This is a genomic window from Microvirga massiliensis (assembly GCF_001006805.1).
Taxonomy (GTDB): Bacteria; Pseudomonadota; Alphaproteobacteria; order Rhizobiales; family Beijerinckiaceae; genus Microvirga; species Microvirga massiliensis.
This window is the reverse complement of record NZ_LN811352.1, coordinates 723,836-741,014: the sequence shown is the minus strand read 5'-3', so window position 1 is coordinate 741,014 and position 17,179 is coordinate 723,836. Positions and strand designations below refer to the sequence as shown.

At 63.3% G+C, this 17,179-nt stretch carries 18 protein-coding genes; 9 read left to right on the top strand and 9 right to left on the bottom strand.

The features are described from left to right. Nucleotides 1-24 precede the first annotated feature (24 nt). Nucleotides 25-1,206 (top strand): extracellular solute-binding protein, encoded by a 1,182-nt coding sequence (locus tag BN1233_RS12395; RefSeq protein ID WP_046863798.1) that lies wholly within the window; start codon nt 25-27, stop codon nt 1,204-1,206. A 386-nt stretch (nt 1,207-1,592) separates the two neighbouring features. Here the strand turns inward: BN1233_RS12395 and BN1233_RS12390 are convergent, their stop codons facing one another. Both BN1233_RS12390 and BN1233_RS12385 read right to left on the bottom strand, forming a co-directional pair. Beyond that, nucleotides 1,593-2,402, bottom strand: a complete 810-nt coding sequence (locus BN1233_RS12390) for an MBL fold metallo-hydrolase (RefSeq protein ID WP_046863797.1) — start codon at nt 2,400-2,402, stop codon at nt 1,593-1,595. Nucleotides 2,403-2,964: 562 nt separating this feature from the next. Then, nucleotides 2,965-3,207, bottom strand: coding sequence for a hypothetical protein (locus tag BN1233_RS12385; protein ID WP_046863796.1), 243 nt, complete (start codon nt 3,205-3,207; stop codon nt 2,965-2,967). Nucleotides 3,208-3,283: 76 nt separating this feature from the next. On the opposite strand from BN1233_RS12385, the gene BN1233_RS12380 reads away from it, so the two are divergent. Continuing rightward, nucleotides 3,284-4,891 (top strand): acyl-CoA synthetase, encoded by a 1,608-nt coding sequence (locus tag BN1233_RS12380; RefSeq protein WP_046863795.1) that lies wholly within the window; start codon nt 3,284-3,286, stop codon nt 4,889-4,891. A gap of 123 nt (nt 4,892-5,014) precedes the next feature. On the opposite strand, the gene BN1233_RS12375 is transcribed toward BN1233_RS12380, so the two are convergent. Next, nucleotides 5,015-5,938, bottom strand: a complete 924-nt coding sequence (locus BN1233_RS12375) for a DUF429 domain-containing protein (protein WP_046863794.1) — start codon at nt 5,936-5,938, stop codon at nt 5,015-5,017. Nucleotides 5,939-6,023: 85 nt separating this feature from the next. Beyond that, nucleotides 6,024-6,167: a recombinase family protein gene (locus BN1233_RS51050; RefSeq protein WP_425311714.1), complete on the bottom strand. Its 144-nt coding sequence runs from the start codon at nt 6,165-6,167 to the stop codon at nt 6,024-6,026. 102 nt (nt 6,168-6,269) lie between these two features. Here BN1233_RS51050 and BN1233_RS51045 point away from each other — a divergent pair, with 102 nt between their 5' ends. The 3 genes from BN1233_RS51045 to BN1233_RS12365 all read left to right on the top strand — a co-directional run bounded on the left by BN1233_RS51045 (nt 6,270) and on the right by BN1233_RS12365 (nt 9,152). Continuing rightward, nucleotides 6,270-6,467 (top strand): IS5 family transposase, encoded by a 198-nt coding sequence (locus BN1233_RS51045; protein WP_074078292.1) that lies wholly within the window; start codon nt 6,270-6,272, stop codon nt 6,465-6,467. A 66-nt stretch (nt 6,468-6,533) separates the two neighbouring features. Further along, nucleotides 6,534-6,872: a transposase gene (locus tag BN1233_RS42820; protein ID WP_052763768.1), complete on the top strand. Its 339-nt coding sequence runs from the start codon at nt 6,534-6,536 to the stop codon at nt 6,870-6,872. 279 nt (nt 6,873-7,151) lie between these two features. Further along, nucleotides 7,152-9,152 carry an ABC transporter ATP-binding protein/permease gene (locus BN1233_RS12365; protein ID WP_048707869.1) on the top strand — a complete coding sequence of 667 codons (2,001 nt, stop codon included), beginning with the start codon at nt 7,152-7,154 and terminating at the stop codon, nt 9,150-9,152. Nucleotides 9,153-9,260: 108 nt separating this feature from the next. On the opposite strand, the gene BN1233_RS12360 is transcribed toward BN1233_RS12365, so the two are convergent. Continuing rightward, nucleotides 9,261-10,028 (bottom strand): SDR family oxidoreductase, encoded by a 768-nt coding sequence (locus BN1233_RS12360; protein WP_046863793.1) that lies wholly within the window; start codon nt 10,026-10,028, stop codon nt 9,261-9,263. 182 nt (nt 10,029-10,210) lie between these two features. Here BN1233_RS12360 and BN1233_RS12355 point away from each other — a divergent pair, with 182 nt between their 5' ends. From BN1233_RS12355 to BN1233_RS12340, 4 genes are all read left to right on the top strand, one after another. Beyond that, nucleotides 10,211-11,212 (top strand): metal ABC transporter solute-binding protein, Zn/Mn family, encoded by a 1,002-nt coding sequence (locus tag BN1233_RS12355; protein WP_052763778.1) that lies wholly within the window; start codon nt 10,211-10,213, stop codon nt 11,210-11,212. Nucleotides 11,213-11,278: 66 nt separating this feature from the next. Further along, the gene (locus BN1233_RS12350; protein WP_244470687.1) at nt 11,279-12,022 is read left to right on the top strand and encodes a metal ABC transporter ATP-binding protein; all 744 of its coding nucleotides are present in this window, start codon (nt 11,279-11,281) and stop codon (nt 12,020-12,022) included. Continuing rightward, nucleotides 12,019-12,954, top strand: coding sequence for a metal ABC transporter permease (locus BN1233_RS12345; protein WP_046863791.1), 936 nt, complete (start codon nt 12,019-12,021; stop codon nt 12,952-12,954). The genes BN1233_RS12350 and BN1233_RS12345 overlap by 4 nt, the downstream gene beginning before the upstream one ends. Beyond that, nucleotides 12,954-13,889, top strand: a complete 936-nt coding sequence (locus tag BN1233_RS12340; RefSeq protein WP_048707866.1) for a metal ABC transporter permease — start codon at nt 12,954-12,956, stop codon at nt 13,887-13,889. Before BN1233_RS12345 ends, BN1233_RS12340 begins: the two co-directional genes overlap by 1 nt. Before the next feature lie 35 nt (nt 13,890-13,924). Here the strand turns inward: BN1233_RS12340 and BN1233_RS12335 are convergent, their stop codons facing one another. The 4 genes from BN1233_RS12335 to BN1233_RS12320 all read right to left on the bottom strand — a co-directional run bounded on the left by BN1233_RS12335 (nt 13,925) and on the right by BN1233_RS12320 (nt 16,924). Further along, nucleotides 13,925-14,695, bottom strand: a complete 771-nt coding sequence (locus BN1233_RS12335; RefSeq protein ID WP_046863789.1) for an amino acid ABC transporter ATP-binding protein — start codon at nt 14,693-14,695, stop codon at nt 13,925-13,927. A 14-nt stretch (nt 14,696-14,709) separates the two neighbouring features. Continuing rightward, nucleotides 14,710-15,519 (bottom strand): transporter substrate-binding domain-containing protein, encoded by an 810-nt coding sequence (locus BN1233_RS12330; RefSeq protein WP_052763777.1) that lies wholly within the window; start codon nt 15,517-15,519, stop codon nt 14,710-14,712. Between the two features lie 66 nt (nt 15,520-15,585). Continuing rightward, complete coding sequence (locus tag BN1233_RS12325) at nt 15,586-16,242, bottom strand: amino acid ABC transporter permease (RefSeq protein ID WP_046863788.1); 657 nt, start codon at nt 16,240-16,242, stop codon at nt 15,586-15,588. Nucleotides 16,243-16,252: 10 nt separating this feature from the next. Then, the gene (locus BN1233_RS12320) at nt 16,253-16,924 is read right to left on the bottom strand and encodes an amino acid ABC transporter permease (protein WP_046863969.1); all 672 of its coding nucleotides are present in this window, start codon (nt 16,922-16,924) and stop codon (nt 16,253-16,255) included. Between the last annotated feature and the right edge of the window lie 255 nt (nt 16,925-17,179).

Genomic DNA, 17,179 nt, shown 5'->3' with positions numbered 1-17,179 from the left:
GCGAGGAGAAGGAGCTAGAGGGATATGAAAGTAGCTCGCGAAAAGTGGAATTGCCTGATCGTCGGCCTAGTCGCTGTGACGCTCTCCTCCGTGGGCAGTCTGGCGCAGCCAGCATCAAAGCCCAAGGAGCCTTTCACGATCAGTGTCATTGACGTTGCGGGTGACCTGCAGATCAGCCAGCCGGCTATTGAGAGTTTTCGGAAGGCACACCCGGATCTCGTCTCCAAGTTTGTATTCACGAAAGCGACCGCTCCGGAACTAGCCGGTAAGTTAAAAGCGCAACAAGACGCCGGACGCGTCGACATCGATTTTGTTCTAACGGGAAACGATGCTCTGGCCGCAGGAATGGATCAGGTCTGGCTTGAAATCCTGCCAAAGTACAAGGACAGGCTGCCGGACCTGGAAAAGCTCTACCTCCCAGGCGCGTACGCAATGCAAAAAATGGCACGTGGCCAGGCTTTTGTGATCGACTATTATCCGTCGGGCCCGTTGCTGGAATACGCTCCTGATCGGGTCAAAGATCTTCCCGACACCGCGGAAGGGCTCCTCGCTTGGTGCAAGAAGCACCCGGGTAAGTTCATGTATGCCCGACCGTCCAACTCGGGACCAGGTCGGACATTTGTGATGGGCCTTCCCTACCTGCTGGGCGATAAAGATCCCCAGGATCCCATAAACGGCTGGGACAAGACATGGGCCTATCTGCGTGAGCTGGATAGTTGTATCGACTATTACCCTGGCGGTACCACAGCGACAATGAAGGAACTCGGAGAGGGGTCACGGGACATTATTGCAACAACGACCGGCTGGGATATTAACCCGAGATACCTCGGCATTGTCCCAGAGGACTTTAAGGTTGCTACCCTCAAGGGCTTCCACTGGGTCGTCGACGCCAATTACATGGCCATCCCGAAAGGCGTACCTCCAGAAAAGGTGGATGTGCTCGTCGAGCTGATCGCATACTTGCTGAAGCCCGAACAGCAGGCCTTCATGTACGATCACGGTTACATGTATCCGGGACCCGCGATCCACAATGTGCCACTCGAAATGGCTCCAAAGGAAAGTCAGGATACGATCAAGAGGTTTGGGCGACCGGAATATCAGGATTTGATCGCCAACAACCCCGTTGAACCACCGCTTGATGCAAAGCCCTTGGTCGCAATGTTCGACCGATGGGACCGAGAAATCGGCGGTGCAAAGAAGAAGTAGCGAGCACCCTCGGAGGGGAGCGACCGGGTAGCAGCTTTCCACGCACTCTCGTTTGGTCACGGTTGTCGATGCGCGTTGGGGGGCCGGGCTGGCGCGTCCGCTGATATCAATGGGCAGTTGCGCCAGTCGCGACTGACATAGGTGATCGGCGAACTCCAGTGCCCGCGCGAGCCTGCCTGGGAAGTTGGCGCCGTGCGTCGGGTCGCTACTTGCCTCTCAGGAATGCCAATGTGCCCTGCTGCGAGAAGGCGGTTGAGTTGGGCCACCTCGCGCGTGCCCTCCAGGCGACCCCACAATCGAAACGCCTCACGTGAACGTCGGTGATGGCGCGAGGCCGTCCTTGAGCAGCATATGCGGCAGGAGGGTCCAGCAAGGACGAGACACCGTCAGCCGTTTAGAAGCTCAACATAGCGCCTGACGGACCCCGCCACGACCTGCTTAGCGTCACGTGGGACCTCTTTGCTCAAGAACGCACCGTAGATTCGGTCAAATGACCAGGGCGTGAGAGCCTCTCCGATCCGCAGCACCGCCCGAGCGGGGAGGGGCATCATGTTGGGATAACTCCACAGGAAGGAGACACGGCGCACATCGCTGGCCACTTGGACGATATCGCCGGACAAGAGCGCCCCTGCTCCATCTTCCGTGCAAGCCCAGTGCAGCACCGTACCACCTGCAAAATGGCCGCCGAGCCGGATGAGGGTAACGCCGGATGCAATCTCCAAGGTGTCTCCTTCCCACAGGTGGATCTCCGGGGTAGGCCGCATGATGTACTGCTGGTCGGCGGCATGCAGATAGATCGGAGGACCGCCGAAGGCGCGGCTCCAATCCTGCATCCGGGTATAGTAGTGGGGATGCGAGATGGCGATGGCGCTCAGGCCTCCCAGAGCGCCCACCAGTTCCACCGTTGCGTCGTCGATCAGGGCGATGCAATCCCACAGGATGTTCCCCGCCGCCGTCTGAAGGAGGAAGGCCCGCTGATCGATCGCGAAAGCGGGCGTGGTGTGGAGACTGAAAAGACCCTTCTCGTGCTGCCGCCATGCGTTCGTGTGGTGGGTCTGCAATTGGTGGGGCGTCGTCCAACTCTGGCCGGAGGCTGGCACATATTGGCGCTCATCCTCGCAGATCGGGCAACGAGCGGGAGGTGTATCCGAGGGAGGATAGGAGGTTCCGCAGGTGGTGCAGATGAAGGTGATCACGGCTCATCCTTGAGGCAGATCAGCAAGGTTTGGCGTAATGGTCCCGTCAGGTGAGACATCATCAACGAGACGGAACGCATACATCCCGCTTGCGGACCGCTGCAACCCTCCATGTTCCCCAATAGGGCAGTAGCTCTCGGTTCAGGATGCGGGTGGTCTCAGCAGCCGTCCGGTTCTAGGTGTTCACCTATCGATCGGAAAAGCTACGGATCTTCTTAAACTCTGCTGTGTCTTGGTCAGCCTTCGCTACTAGCATCACCTCCGGTAGGAGCTGCCAGCCAGTGAAGTTATGGATTCGGCCTTCTAGCATTACAGCCGGGGTTTACGCTGGTGCCGTCGTGAGCGGGTGCGGGTGCGCTAATGGCATTCGCGGGTGCGTTGCCTGTTTTCCTCGGCGACACCACCGTCAGGCAGCTTGTCGGCATCGGGGTGGCGCAATGCCAACTTTGGGCGTCAGCCCAAGCGGCGCGGCTCAGGAGGGTAGCAGGATAATGGTGATGTGACTGTCGAGCGGGATGACAAATAATCCCTGAACGCCTCCGCGTAGCCAGCTGGGCTCATCCTAGTGGGAAACCTTGAGATTCACTTCCATGACAAGCATGAGCGAGCCCTGGCGAACATCCTCGAGGCGCTCGAGATGGGGATCTGCACGGTCGACAGCTCGGACGGGGGCCGCGGCGGCTGCCCCTTCGCTAAGGGCGCCTCCCGGGAACGTTGCCACCGAGGCGGCCGTCGAGTTGCTCCACGGCCGGCGCATCGCGACCGGCATCGATCCGGAGAAACTCACGTCGGCAGGCGCGTTCATCCATGCTGTGCTGCGCGCTGCCTGATCCTGGGCTGTCCCATTCGGGAGCGGCGAGGATAAGTCTGGAGGGAACATCGTGCTCGAACGTCATGAAGACTACGCCGAGACCGCCCGCCGTTTCCAATGGCATGTGCCCACCCGCTACAACATCGGGGTGGACGTCTGTGATCGGCACGCTTCCCAAGCGGGGCGTCCCGCCCTGATCTGGGAGGAGGACGACGGGAGCGTCCGTGCCTTCTCCTTCGATGAGACCCGGCGATTGTCCAACAGGCTCGCCAACGTGCTGATGGCCCATGGCCTCGCGCGCGGAGACCGTCTGGCGGTGCTCCTGCCGCAAGCCCCCGAGACGGGCGTCGCCCACGTGGCCGGATTCAAGGCCGGGCTGATCACCGTGCCACTCTTCACCCTCTTCGGCGAGGAGGCGCTCGAATACCGGCTTCGCGACAGCGGCGCGCGGGCGCTGGTCACGGACGCGATCGGCTGGGAGAAGGTCCGGCTCCTGCGTGATCGTCTTCCCGATCTCCGCCTCGTCCTGTGCATCGATGGCGGGCCGGAGGGGGCCATGGACTTCCACGCGGCGCTGGCACGCGCCTCGGACGAGTTCGTGGCGGTCGAGACGTCTGCCGACGATCCCGCCGTCATCATCTACACCTCCGGCACCACGGGAAATCCCAAGGGCGCGCTCCACGCCCATCGGGTGCTGCCGGGCCATCTTCCGGGAGTGGAGATGCCGCACGAGTTCTTTCCCCAGCCTGGCGACCTGATGTGGACGCCGGCGGACTGGGCGTGGATCGGCGGCCTGTTCGACGTGCTGATGCCCGCGTGGCATCACGGGATCCCGGTGCTGGCCCGCAGGTTCCGCAAGTTCGACCCCGAGCAGGCCGTGTCCCTGATGGCCCAGCACCGGGTCCGGAACGTGTTCCTGCCCCCGACCGCCATCAAGCTGATGCGCCAGTCCGGGGTGAAGGGGACCGGCCTTGCGCTGCGCACCGTCGCCAGCGGAGGCGAGACCCTGGGAGGCGAGCTGCTGGACTGGGGACGCCAGGTGTTCGGCTCTACCATCAACGAGTTCTACGGCCAGACCGAGTGCAACCTGGTGGTCGGCAATGCATCCTTGCTGATGCCGGTCAAGCCGGGCTCCATGGGCCGGGCGATCCCCGGGCACCGGGTCGGGATCGTCGATGCAGACGGGAACGAGCTCCCGGACGGCACCGTCGGCGCGATCGCGGTGCGGCGACCGGATCCGGTGATGTTCCTCGGCTACTGGAACAAGCCCGAGGCCACGGCGGCGAAATTCGCGGGGGACTGGCTGCTCACGGGCGACCTCGGGCGCCGCGACGAGGATGGTTACCTTTGGTATCTCGGGCGTGATGACGACGTGATCACCAGTGGCGGCTATCGGATCGGCCCCGGCGAGATCGAGGAATGCCTGATGCGCCACCCGGCAGTGGCCTTGGCGGCCGCGGTAGGGGTGCCCGATCCGATCCGGACCGAGATCGTGAAGGCCTTCATCGTGCTGCGGTCGGACTACGCTCCCACGCCCGAGCTCGCGCGGGAGATCCAGGACTTCGTGAAGTCGCGGCTCGCCGCTCACGAATATCCGCGCGAGGTCGCCTTCGTCGAAGAGCTGCCCATGACGACGACGGGCAAGATCATGCGCCGGGTGCTGCGGCAATCTTCATAGACGATCGACTCATGACGTTGGTCCAGGTAGCAGCCAACCTGAGCAAGCCTGCAACAGAAGGTTGCCTGATGAGAGCTTCGATCGGTTTGCGCCCGCTAGGCAAAGGCACGGCTCTGAGCAGCTCTAACGGCCGAGAATCCAGCCCTCCCACGTCAGGACCGCCGAGAGGTCCTGAGGCGCCTCGGGTCCTCGTCCATCGACGATCTCGACTATCTTGAGCAACCCAGCGAGCGCATCGAAGGCATCCTCTCCGGACCTTGCATCGCCAAATCCATGCAGCACGGCAGCCTTCGTATCATCGGAGAGGTGGACTGCGTGGGCCGTTGCCCAGTCCAGGATGGCCGATGCCTTGGATGCACGATCAGACCGTCGTCGCTTGCTTTCTCCTCGATGGAAGTTGGCCCCGAACATTCGGTAGGCTGCGGCCGGATATGTTTCGGCGAGCACAACACCCGGTTTGGCCGACAGGGCAGCGAGCGAACCGTCGAACGGCCACAGGGCCGCTCCACGCTCCAGGGCTGGCCTGACGACTTCTCTCCACCCCGCGATGGCAGCCCTTCCGACCTGATTGCCGCCGAGCGTCCAGAACAGCGAACATCCCTCCGGCCCATGGGTCGTACGGCGCTCGCAGATCCGCAGGAGGTCGGCGAAGGAATTCACCCCCAGTCCTGAGACGAGTGAATTGCGAGACACGCCCTTGCGACACCCGCGAGGGTAGGAGGGACTCGAGACGGAAATTTCCTCCGGCCGATCGGCAATGTCGAAGAAGCCTGCCCAGCCGCCGCGACCGAATTCGAAAAGGGCATCCCGGAAGCTGGCGAGCCCAGTCTTCACGCCATAGGCGTTCGGCACCCCGATCGGAAAGTCGAACCCCATGAGCACCCTGTCTCGCGCGGAATAAGCGAAGACCTCGTCGAGGAAATCCGACACTGAGCCGACGGGTCGCGGTGCCGAGACATACCAAGCACCGCGACGGCGTTCGGCCGAGGCCTGCCAGCGCTTGCGAGCATCGACACTCCAGTCGGCGTGGATAAGACGATCAAACATCCAGCGGATCTACGCGATGAACGGACAGACAGGCCAGTTGCGTAGTCTCATAGGCTGATTGGACGAGCCTCCCGAGCCGCCGAATTCATTGAGTTTCGTCAGCGCGTCTCTGCTTCCTGATTGCTTGTCTCACGTTCTCAGAGGTCCACACGCCACCCGTGACTGTCTTCACCCCTTGGGCATTCAAGCCGTTGGCGATCGCCGCATAGCGCCCAGTTCCCTCCGGTATCCGCGATAAGGCAGCACGAAGTCCCTCTTCGGCGTCCAGTCGGAGACGCGCCGCTACCCGATCGGTCTAGCCGATGCTGAATGGAAGCGGATCCGACCGCTTTTGCCCGAACCTGCCAGACACGGGCGCAGGGCCAGCGTAGATCTGCGCGAGATTCTGAATGCGATCCGCTACGTGGCACGCGCGGGCTGCGGCTGGCGCATGCTGGCCACGAACTTCGGGCCGTGGCAGAGCGTGGACTGGTGGTTTCGCTGCTTCGTGCGCCGGCTTCTCTTCCGGACGCTGACGACGTGGCGCTGATGCTCGACCGCGAGCGGGTCGGGTGCGCGGCGAGCCCGAGGGCCGGCGGCATCGAAAGGAAGACGCATGACGGCGCCGCCTGCGCCGGGCGAGGGTGGCTCCGATGCCGCCAGGAAGGTGAAGGGCCGCAAGCGGCGTATCACCGTGGACACCGACCGGCGGCTCCTGATGGTCAACCTCACCGCTGCCGACGTGCAGGATGCGGCGGGCGCGGAAGCGATCATCACAGCGATCCGCCAGCGCTGGCCGTTCCAGGGGCCGGCGGCAGCCCGGATTCGCCTTGCCGGGTGGCACACAGGAGTGGTACACAGGCTCATCGGTGCCGCAGGAACCGCAAGGTTCTGCAAGGGCTTAGAGCAGGGCTGGGGCTTGACTGCGAATCCTGGCGCCCCAGCCAACTCCTGAATTTCCGACATGTCCGGCTCGTTGCAGGCAGACCGCTCCTCTCGCGCGTGGAGCAGCTGCCGGGCAGGTCTGTGTCGTGGCGACTGCATCCAGCCGCTGCATGACCTCTCTCGGGAGGCTTGGCCGTCTCAAGCCCGTGATGCTGGTCAGTTCCCCTCTCTCCGGCCCAGCCGCCGGCGGATATTCCAGTCGATCGATCCCCGCAGGCATGGAACCGGCTTGGGCGAGCCGGCTTGACGGGAGCGGGCTCCCGACAGCCCGGGTTCATCAGAGGGTTTGATGTCCACCTCTTCGGCGAGCGAGCAGGCTGCGAAAGCAGTGCTGACGCCTGCCACAACCGGAATCGAGAAAGAGGCTGCACTGGCCGAGCAGCAGCAGACCCCTGACGTCGACCGGCTGGAAGCCGCAAGAGCTTCCGATTCGCCGGATCCGGGCGGGGAAGGGCGGAGCGCTCGGGAAGAGTTCATGACGCTCGTCCGCGAGATGCTGAAGGGGCGTAAAGGGTGGCCCATCCTGCGTCTCGGAGGTGCGATCGTCCTCATTCTCATCGCCAACATGGTCGGGCAGGTGCGGCTGAATCAGTGGAACGGCACCTTCTTCGATGCCGTCGAGAAGCGGAACGTCGATGCGTTCCTCTGGCAGCTCGTCATATTCCTGGTGATCGTCGGAGTCCTGCTCGTTCTGGTGGTGAGCCAGACTTGGCTCCAGGAGCGATTCAAGATCCGCGTGCGCGAGCGCCTGACGCATGTTCTGCTTGATGACTGGCTGAAGCCAAATCGGGCATATCAGCTCGGCTTCATCGGCAAGGCGGGGGCGCAGCCGGACCAGCGCCTCCAGGAGGATTGCCGCCTCTTCTCGGAGTTCACGGCCGAGATCGGGGTCGGCATGCTCCAGGCGATGCTCCTCCTCGTGAGCTTCATCGGGGTGCTGTGGACCCTCTCCTCGAATGTGAGGTTTACGCTCTGGGGGAGGGAGGTGGTGATCCCCGGCTACATGGTCTGGGTGGCCATCGGCTATGCCGGCCTCGGATCGGGGCTGACTTGGCTCGTGGGACGGCCGCTGATCGGCCTTAACACCACCCGCTATGCCCGCGAGGCGGACCTTCGGTTCTCGCTGGTCCGCGTGAACGAAAGCGCCGAAAGCGTCGCGCTTTACGCCGGGGAGGCCGACGAGCGGCGGAACCTGAACCACTTCGTCGACGAGGTCCTGCATGCGACACGAAGATTGTCGGGTGCTCTGGCCCGGCTGACCTGGATCACTTCGGGCTATGGCTGGTTGGCCCTCGTGGTCCCCATTCTGGCAGCGGCGCCCGGCTACTTTTCAGGCGGCCTTTCCTTCGGCGATATGATGATGGTTGTCGGAGCCTTCAGCCAAGTCCAGACGGCGCTGCGCTATTTCGTCGACAACTTCCCGAAGATTGCCGACTGGCGCTCGGCGCTGCTGCGCATTGCGACCTTCCGACAGGCTTGCCTCGACCTCGATGCCGCGATTCAGGAGCACCAGCAGATCGAAATCCGTCCGCACCCGGAGGGCTGCCTCAGCTTCAAGGACCTGTCGATCGGGCTCAGCGACGGGTCGGTGATCATCGACGAGGCCACTGCCGAGATCAGGCCGGGGGAGCGGGTGTTGATCAAGGGCGAGTCGGGCTCGGGCAAGAGCACGCTGTTCCGCGCCATCGCAGGGCTGTGGCCCTGGGGCTCGGGCACGATCGAGATCCCGCCCTCCGACCAGATCATGTTCCTGCCCCAGCGGCCGTACCTGCCCCTCGGAACACTGCGCGCGTCGGTCTCGTATCCCGCGTCGCCGGGCACTTTCGACGATCCGACGATCGCCGCCGCCCTGGAACGCTGCGGCCTGAAGGAGTTCAAGAACGCTCTCGGCCGGGAGGAGCGGTGGGACAGGTCCCTCTCGCTCGGGCAGCAGCAGCGTGTGGCCTTCGCCCGCGTGCTCCTCCACCGCCCCAGCTGGATCTTCATGGACGAGGCGACGTCGGCGCTGGACGACGACAATCAGGCCTTGATGCTGCGTCTCTTCGTGGAGGAATTGAAGGGGTCCACGATCCTGTCGATCGGCCATCGCCCGGGCCTCGAGGAATTCCACACGCGCGTGCTCACGATCCGGAAGACTGCAGAAGGAGCCGTCGTGCTGGCGCGTCCGCGGCCACCGGCAGAGGCGCGGCCACGGGCCGTGTGGAGCAGCTATCTTCACCGGTGGCTCCGCCGCATGGCAGAGGAGAAGCACGTGAGAGTGCAGCCGCCGAAAGGGCCGGGGCAGCCCTGATCGGGATCGATCGAGGCAAGGGCCCGGCCGCCCCGCCGCATGTGACTTCCATAGCCCTTCGTTGACCCGGGATCGAAACCGGCGAGGGCAGCCCGAGCCTGCGGCGTTTCAGATCGCGGCCAGTACGCCACCGTCGACATAGATGACTTGGCCGTTGACGAAGTCGGATGCCGGGGAACTCAGGAAAATGGCTGCGCCGACGAGTTCCTCGGTCCGTCCCCAGCGGCCGGCCGGCGTACGCGATCTGATCCAGGCATCGAAATCCGGATCGTTCACGAGAGCCTCGTTCATCGGCGTCACGAAATAGCCGGGCCCGATGCCGTTGACCTGGATGTTGTAGCCGGCCCATTCGACGCACATGGCCCGTGTGAGCTGCTTCACGGCTCCCTTCGCGGCCGTGTAGGGCGCAATCGTCTTCCGGGCGACCTCGCTCATGAGGGAGCAGATATTGACGATCTTGCCGCGGCGCCGCGCCACCATGCGCCGGCCGACTGCCTGGCCCACTACGAACACGCCCGTGAGGTTCACGCGCACGACCTCCTCCCACGTGGCGAGGCTCATCTCCACGAGCGGAGCGCGCTTCTGAATGCCGGCGTTATTGATGAGAATGTCGATCGGCCCGACATCCGCCTCGATGAGGTCGATTGCTGGAGCAACCCGCTCCGGATCCATGACGTCGAAGCAGGAGGCTGAGGCACACAAGCCTTCCACGCGCAAACTTTCCGTCGCTGCCTCGGCTCGCCCCGAATCGCGTCCATTCACGACGACTTGCGCACCGGCCTGAGCCAAGCCGCGCGCCAGCGCAAAACCGATGCCCGATGTCGAGCCGGTTACGAGAGCGGTGCGGCCGGTCAGGTCGAAAAGGCTTGTCGCCATCTGGAGTCTCCACCTTCAAAAACAGTATCTGCCTGCATTCCATGCGCCATCCCGGCGGAAAAGTCCCGCGGCTGCAAATGCTGCGTCGAGTGCATTGACACGGCATCAGCATGGCCGCATGCTAGTTGCTAATGAGTTGCAACTGCAATGAGGACCGAATGCTCTTTCGAGGTCGAACCGGGATGGCCGTGATTCGAGGAAGGCGCGCGTTTCTTGGCTTGGCAGGGATGGTGTTTCTGCTGGGAGCCCTGGCGGCAGCGTGGATGGCGCCGGTTGCCGCGCAATCGGAAGCAGCGCCGCTTCGGGTGGTCACCACCACGGCGATGATCGCTGACGGCGTGCGCGCGATCGGCGGCGAGCGTCTCGCATCGGTCGACTCGCTGCTGGGGGAGGGGGTCGATCCGCATCTCTACAAGCCGACCCGGGCCGATGTGGCGCGGATGCTTCGCGCCGATCTGATCATCGGAAACGGGTTGCAGCTCGAGGCCCAGTTCCAGGACACCTTTGATCAACTCGTGCGGAGCGGACGCTCTCTGGTGTTCGCCGCGGAAAGACTGCCGAAGGATCGCCTCCTCGCCGATGCGGCCTATCAGAACAAGCCCGATCCTCACGTCTGGATGGACCCTGATCTCTGGATCGAGGTCATGGCGCAGGTGCGCGATGCCCTGGTGGCCAAGGATCCGGCGGGGCAGGCCTCCTATACCCGAGGCTACGAAAACTATGCCGAACGGATTCGCGGCCTGTCAGCCTATGCCAAGAGCGTCCTCTCGGGCATCCCGCCCGAGAGGCGCGTGCTCATTACGGCTCACGATGCGTTCGGCTACTTCGCCCGGGCCTATGGATTCGGGGTGATCGGTATCCAGGGCGTCTCAACCGAGAGCGAGGCGGGATTGCGCCGAATCGAGGAGGTCGTCGAGCTTGCCGTGGCGCGAAAGATCCCCGCGATCTTCGTGGAGGCCTCCGTATCGGACCGGAACGTCAAGGCCGTCGTCGAGGGCTCAACACGCCGAGGGCATGACTTGCGGATCGCGGCGCAGATCTACTCCGATTCCATGGGAACGCCGGGCACGTACGAGGGAACCTATCTCGGGATGATCGATCACAACGCGACGACGATTGCTCGAGCCCTGGGAGGTGAAGCGCCCGAGCGGGGACTCAATTCCCGTCTTGGCACCGGAAGCTGACGGAAGGCCCGGCCGATGCTTGCTCCCAATCCCGAAGACCGGTGCGCCAATGGAGATCGGAGGCTCTTGGCACCGCCGCTCGCCGTTTCCGACCTTTCCGTTTTCTACGATGGTCGCGCCGCTCTCGACGAGGTCAGCTGGACCGCGCCCGAGCAAGGCCTCCTCGCCATCGTGGGGCCGAACGGGGCCGGGAAATCGACCCTCCTGAAAGCGATTCTCGGACTCGTCCCGTCCGCATCAGGGTCCGTGCTCTGTCACGGCGAACCTGTCGGCCGGATGCTGGATCACCTCGCCTACGTTCCCCAGCGCGCTGCGGTGGACTGGGACTTTCCAGCGACCGCCCTCGATGTCGTGTTGCAGGGAATGGTGCGGAGAGTCGGTCTGTTTCGCCGATACGGACGCCGCCACCGCGAGAGGGCCAAGGCATTTCTCGATCAGGTTGGAATGGCGTCCTTCGCAGGACAGCAGATCGGTGCCCTTTCGGGCGGCCAGCAGCAGAGGGTGTTTCTCGCGCGCGGCCTTGCCCGCGAAGCGGGAATCCTCCTCCTGGACGAGCCGCTCGCCGGGGTCGATGCAGTGTCCGAGGACGTGATACTTCGCGTCTTCGACGATCTGAGAGCCGCTGGCAGGCTCGTCGTGTGTGTCCATCACGATCTCGGAACGGTCGTAGGCCGTTTCGATGATGTCCTGATCCTGAATCGGCGCGTCATTGCTGCGGGGCCGGTCCGTGATGCCTTCACACCCGCGAATCTCGGTCGCGCCTACGGAGTGCCATTGGTCGTCTCCCCTTCAAGCGTGGCGGCGGCATGAGCGAGTTGCTGACGATCCTCACGCTCCAGGGTGGCTACAACACGATTGTCGTCATGATCGGGTCAGCCGCTTTCGGCGTCGCGTGCGGTGCCATCGGCGTTTTCACGATGCTTCGGCGGCGTGCCCTCGTCTCCGATGCCGTCGCGCATGCGACACTTCCCGGCGTCGCGGCAGGATTCCTGCTCGGGTCCTGGCTCGGCTATCCGAGCCGGTCGGTCGCATTGTTGACGATCGGAGCTCTCTTATCGGCCATCCTAGCCGCTGCCGCGATTCAGGCGCTATCACGCCGCCCTCGCATCACGCCCGATACGGCGACCGCCGCCGTGCTGGCGGCGACCTTCGGGCTCGGTGTTGCCCTGCTATCGATCGTTCAGACGCTGCGGACCGGCGGGCAAGCCGGTCTCGACGCCTATCTTCTCGGCTCGACAGCCGGCATGCTCCTGGCCGAAGCACAGCTGATCTGTGCGTTGGGCTTCGTCGTCGTGCTGAGTGTCGCCTTCTGCCTGAAGGAGCTTTCGGCCGTCGCATTCGACCCTGATTTCGCCCGAACTTCCGGTCTGCCGATCGCACGCCTGGATGCGCTCGTCGCGGCTCTATCGCTCGCATGCGTGGTGTCTGGGCTGAGGATCGTCGGCCTCGTCCTCGCCGTCGCGCTCCTCGTCATTCCACCGGCGGCTGCGCGATTCTGGAGCCATCATATCGGGGTCGTGGTCGCCCTGTCGGCAGCGATGGGCGGCGCAAGCGCCTATCTGGGCGCGGCCGCGTCCGCCGCCATTCCCGACCTCCCGACCGGCGCGGTCATCGTCCTGATCGCGGCGGCGTTCTTCACCATTAGCTTTCTGTTCGGTTCGGCCCGCGGCGTGGTCATGCGGACGCACGGATCGCGCAAGGCGCTCGCCTGCCGTCCCAGCAGTCTGGAGAGTTCCGCGTGATGGCCGAGTTCATGCAGCTCGACTTCCCGGCTCTCCTGGGTGGGAGCCTCGCCGCAATCGCCTGTTCCCTCGTGGGCAACTATCTCGTCCTCACCCGGCGCGCCATGTTCACGGACGCAATCAGTCACGTGACCCTGCCGGGTGTCCTGATCGCATTCCTGATCACCGGCTCGACGACGACGCTGCCGATGCTGATCGGGGGAGTCGGCGCGGCCCTGATCGCTGCAGGGCTCGTGTTCGTGCTTACGCGGCTTGGAGGCGTCGAGCCGTCGGCAGCCCTCGGCGTCGTGTTCACGAGTCTCTTCGCATTGGGCGTCGTGCTCATGGAGCAATCGGGGGCCGCCCGCACGACCTTCGATGTCCATCATGTGCTCTATGGCAATCTCGAAGGACTCGTATGGCCCGCCGCGACCGGTCTCGAGAGCCTCGGTGATCCCGGCTCCCTATCCATGCTTCCCGAAGCGATCGGACGGATGGTCGTGATACTCGCCCTTGTCATTGCCGTGATCGCCATCTGGCACAAGGAACTTGCTCTCGTTGCCTTCGACGCCGTCTTTGCAGCGGCCTCCGGCATTCCGGTCCGTCTGATCGATCTCGTTCTGCTCGGGGCGACGGCCCTTGCGACGGTCGCGGCCTTCGAGTCGGTCGGAGTGATCCTTGCTCTCGCGATGATCGTGTGCCCTGCGGCGACGGCACGACTTGTGACCCGCCGCCTCGGGCCTCAGATTGCGCTCTCGCTCTTGCTTGCACTCGGCGCGGTCTGGCTGGGTTACGCGATTGCCGTCCTCGGTCCTGCCGCCTTCGGCCATGATCTCTCGCTGAACGCGGCCGGCGTCATCGGGGCACTGTCGGGACTTGCCTTCGGCGTGACCGCGATGCTCGAAGCTGCACGACCGAAACGCTTCCTGAACACTTCCCGTGCCGGTGTGGCCTGAACCTGCAGCTGACCGAGCGTGCCCAGTCGGCCGCTTCAATGAGCGAGGATCTGACCCAGGAAGGTTCGGGTGCGCTCGTGCTTCGGGTTGGTGAAGAAGGTGTCCGGCGTGCCTTCCTCGACGATCTCGCCGCGATCCATTAAGATGATCCGATCTGCGACGCTGCGGGCGAACCCCATCTCATGGGTGACGCACAGCATGGTCATGCCCTCTTCCGCGAGATTGACCATCGTATCGAGAACCTCTTTCACCATCTCGGGATCGAGCGCCGAGGTCGGCTCATCGAACAGCATGATCTTCGGGTTCATGCAGAGCGCGCGGGCAATCGCCACGCGCTGCTGCTGCCCGCCGGAGAGTTGAGCCGGGTACTTTGCCGCCTGATCCGGAATACGCACACGGTCCAGGTATTTCCTCGCCGTCGCCTCGGCCTCGGCCTTCGGCGCGCCGCGCGCCTTCATCGGAGCCAGCATACAGTTCTCCAGCACAGTGAGGTGCGGAAAGAGATTGAACTGCTGGAACACCATCCCGACCTCCCGGCGCACGGCGTCGAGATTGCGGCTGCTGGCTCCGACATCGATGTTATCGACGATGATGCGGCCCTCCTGGGCATGCTCGAGCCGGTTGATGCAGCGGATCAGCGTCGATTTTCCGGATCCCGATGGGCCACAGATCACGATGCGCTCGCCGGTCCGCACCTCCAGGTTGATGTTCTTCAACACGTGGAAGTCGTCATACCATTTCTGCACGTCCTCCATGCGGATGATGATCTCATCCTTGACGTGCTGGTCTTGGCTCTCCGTCGACATGCCGAGGCCTCTGCTCAGGGCTTTTTCAACTCGGGGAGATCGGTTCCCAGCCATTTCTTGTACATGGCGTTCAATTCCCCGCTCGCCTTCTCCTTGGCGATGAAGTCATTGACGGCCTTGAGGAGTTCGTCCTGACCGGGGCGCAGAGCGATGCCGTGGACCTGTTCGCGCAGGGTCAACTTGGTGTCGAACCGACCGGGCGCCACTTTCTCGATCTCGGCCACTACGGGAGTCGCGACTCCGATGACGTCGACCTGGCCGGACAGCAGGGCCTGAACCGCTGAGGCATCGTCATCGAAGCGGCGGATCTGAGTCCCTTCCGGCGCGACCGCCGTCACCGACACGTCCTGCGTGCTGGCGCGGGCGACTCCTACGGTCACGTTCTTGAGGTCCTCTGGAGACTTAACGGCCGCGTCCTTCTTTCCGTAGACGACAATTCGAATGCCGGCATAGGGATCCGAGAAGGCCACCTGCTTGGCGCGCTCGGGAGTGATGGCCAGGGAGGCTACAAGCATGTCGACCCTGCCGGTGAGCAGATAGGGGATACGGTTCGGCCCGGTCACGGGAACGATATTGGCCTTCACACCAAAGTATTTAGCCAATGCCTTGGCGACATCTGCGTCGAACCCATCGGGCTTTCCTTCCAAATCCGTGATGCCGAAGGGCGGGAAGTCCACCAGCATGCCGACGGTAAGCTCTCCCTTCTTCTTGATGTCCTCGACTGTCTGGGCCTTCGCCGAAGGCGTCAGGCCGAAACATGCAGCCAAGATCGCTCCAATTGCGAGTACTTTCCGAAGGCTACCGACATAGGCTGATCGATTCACGATGGTCTCCTTTGCTGGCGTAAATTGCTGAATCGGACTGCTCTCTCCAGTCGATAACATTGCTCGTCACCGTCTCGTTGCTGTTGCGAAGCGGCGCTCGAGCCGCATGCTCAGGTGCGACAATGGCCAACACAGGACGAAGTAGATGGCGGCCACGATTCCGAAGACGAGAAACGGCCTGAACGTCGCATTGTTGATGATCTGCCCGGCGCGCGTCACCTCGGTGAAGCCGATGATGGCGGCCAGCGACGTGGCTTTAATGAGCTGAACCAGGAAGCCCACGGTGGGCGCGAGTGCGATCTTGAAAGCCTGCGGAAGGATGACATAGCGCATCATGGCCGGGTAATGCAGGCCGAGTGCGGCGGCGGCCTCCCACTGCCCCTTCGGCACCGCCTGGATGCATCCCCGCCAGATCTCGCCGAGGAAAGCGCTGGCATTCAGCGTGAGCGCGACCGCGGCAGCGATCCATGGATTGATGTCGAGTCCGAAGGCAGTTGCTCCAAAGAACACGAGGAAGAGCTGCATCAGCAGCGGCGTGCCCTGGAACACCTGAATGAATCCTCGTGTCACGCCGGCGAGGATGGGCTGGGACGATACACGCGCAAGCGCGACCGCCAGCCCCCCGATGGACCCGCCCACGAAGGCGATCAGCGAGAGCAGCACCGTCCACCGGGCCGCCATGAGGATGAACAGAAATTCGTTGGTGCCGAACTGGCGGAGCATCCGTCTTTCCTCAACGCCTGTCGGGATACGAAAACGCAAGACGATAGATGGTCGAGAACAGTCCCGAGAACGCCATGGCCAGCACCAGGTATATGAGCGTCACGACCAGATAGACCTCGAATGTCGTGAACGTCAGCGACTGGATGAGATTTGCCTTCGACGTAAGATCATCGGCCGATATGGCCGAAACGACGCTCGACGTCAGCATCAGGAGAATGAACTGGCTGGCGAGCGCAGGATACACCGTCCGGAGCGCGGGCTTCAGGATGATGTAGCGAAAGACCTGCAATGGCTTGAGGCCGAGCGCCAGGCCTGCCTCGACCTGACCCTTGTGAATCGACTCGATGCCGGCCCGGATGATCTCGGTCGCATAGGCTCCGACATTGACCACCATGGCCAGCAATGCAGCGGCGTTCGGGGACAATCTCAGTCCAAGCGCCGGCAATCCGAAGAAGATGAAGAAGATCTGGACCAGGAACGGGGTATTTCGGATGATCTCGACATAGACATCGACGAGAAAGCGAATCGGCTTTGGCCCGGAAGTCTTGATCCAGGCACAAATGATCGCGACGGCCAGCCCGAGCAGCATGGCCGAGGCGGAGAGCTGGATGGTCAGCCATGCGCCGGCCAGGAGTTGCGGATAGGCCTCCAGCACCGGTCCGAACCGGAAGGTATATGTCAAGAGCTTCTCCCGAACCGACGATTCGAACTCATCGCCCCGACACCCTGAAGTGAGCAGGCCAGCCATGGCGGCCCGCCTGGATTGCTCCTAGGCAAACGACGCCATTCAACCCATCGCCATTGCCGACCTCTCCTGTGGGCAGAGACGGGAAAGGGGCATCGGCCGATCGATGCAGGAACATGCTCCTCAGGAGGCAGATGGAGCAGATGAACCCGCCCTCAAGGAGGTAAGGTCAAGCTCGCCCCCTTTGATGTT